This window comes from Poinsettia branch-inducing phytoplasma str. JR1 (assembly GCF_000309465.1).
In the GTDB taxonomy this organism is placed as follows: Bacteria; Bacillota_I; Bacilli_A; order Acholeplasmatales; family Acholeplasmataceae; genus Phytoplasma; species Phytoplasma pruni.
Genome location: NZ_AKIK01000054.1, coordinates 1 through 1,690 on the forward strand (window position 1 = coordinate 1; position 1,690 = coordinate 1,690).

Annotated in this window: 2 protein-coding genes; both read left to right on the forward strand. The window is 24.6% G+C overall.

Annotated elements, in window-relative coordinates; all coding sequences use genetic code 11:
* Nucleotides 1–48: 48 nt before the first annotated feature.
* Complete coding sequence (locus ON17_RS03255) at nucleotides 49–948, forward strand: hypothetical protein (protein ID WP_017191725.1); 900 nt, start codon at nucleotides 49–51, stop codon at nucleotides 946–948.
* 19 nt (nucleotides 949–967) lie between these two features.
* Nucleotides 968–1,690 (forward strand): alpha/beta fold hydrolase (locus ON17_RS01455; protein ID WP_017191726.1); only part of this gene is annotated, 723 nt, incomplete at its 3' end.

The following is a 1,690-nucleotide window of genomic DNA, read 5'->3' on the forward strand; positions in this document are numbered from 1 at the left end:
TAAAAGATAATATCAATTATTACTATTATCTGAAAGGATATTAAAAAAATGAACTTTTTTAAAAAATATAAAGAAGCTATTATTATTTTAGGAACGGTTGTGATTTTTTTAATTATTGGATTTATTTTGAGTAGAAAAAATCAAGATAAACAAAATCCATTACCTAATTTCGAACAATCATCAAATAATAATAATCAAGAATCCGAATCATTATCAAATTATCATGAAGAATCAGAATACAATCAAGAATCAAATCATCCATTAAAAACTGAACACGAAAGTGAAAATTCAAAACCTAAAATAAAAATAACTCAAGCAAATTATGATCAAATCAAAAATTATATCTTATCAGAAGATCCGAACGCAGTTTTATCGCTAAGTGATCTTTCTCAAGAAGAAATAACTAAAATTAATGATATAAAACAAAAATTAATTAATAATATAGAACGTAATAAAAATAAATCTCAACCTAAAATAGCCAAAAAACAAAAAGAATGTGATGATTTAAAATCCCAAAGAGATTCAGTAGTAAATCAATTCCCATCATTACAAGAACAAAAACAACAAAAAGAAGAAGAATTAGAAACTAAAAACAAAGAAATAGATAAATTAAGATCAGAAAAACAAAATAAGCAAGCAGAACTTCAAAAACAAGGTAAAACCACTTATAAAAATAATGAATTAACTCAAATTGATAAAGCAATTGACCAATTAAAAACCGAAAGAAGCGAATTAGTCGGACAAATAGGAAAAATCAAAGTCCAAATCGGTAAATTAGAATCCGACCAAACAATGTACGAAGGCATGTTATCACGTGCCGAAAACTATAAAAAAGATTTAGAAAAAGATTTGAAAAAAAGTTTAGAAGAGCTTAAAAAATCTGCTATAACTTCTAAATTCCAACCATCCCTTGACTCCCTCTACGAAATCACCTCAGCTGAGGGATAAAATAAAGGAGCTTTAATTAATGTTTAAGTTAAAAAACTTATTTATTACAAAAAATAAATATTTTTCACTTGTATTATTTTTTTTAATCTTTGCAATTTTGAAACAAAAAATTTATGCTTACCCTTTGTTAGAAAAACATGAAGGTATTTATACAGATTTTAAAGAAGTTCCGAACGCTAAAGCTAATATAGTTGTTACACATGGAATTGCCGAGAGTTCAAAAGAATATGAAAGATTATCGATTTTTTTAAATAATAAAAATTTTAATGTTTTACTTTATGACATTAGAAGTCATGGTCAAAGTAGAAATAATTCTCATAATGTAGCGGATATTGATAATTTTCATACTTTTTTAGACGACTTACATTTAATAATTAATTTTTTAAAACAAAAAAATAATTTAAAAAATTTTTCATTAGGACATAGTTTGGGCGGAATGATAAATAATTGTTATGTTTATAAATATAATGATTTGGAAGGTATAATTAATAGTGGCGCTCCAACGAAAATAATAGAGTCTGTAAATGGATTTATCGAAGAAGAAGCAATAAAAAATATGCCAAATATTCCAGTAGGAATGGATTATGCTAGATTAGCAAGATTACCTTTAACAGAAGAAATGAAAAATTTTAGAACTATAAATTACTTAACTCCAAAGTTTATAAGAAATACTATGGTTTTAAGCATTCAATATTTTCAAGAAAATTTAATCAATCATTCATATATTTATCCAAAACCTATT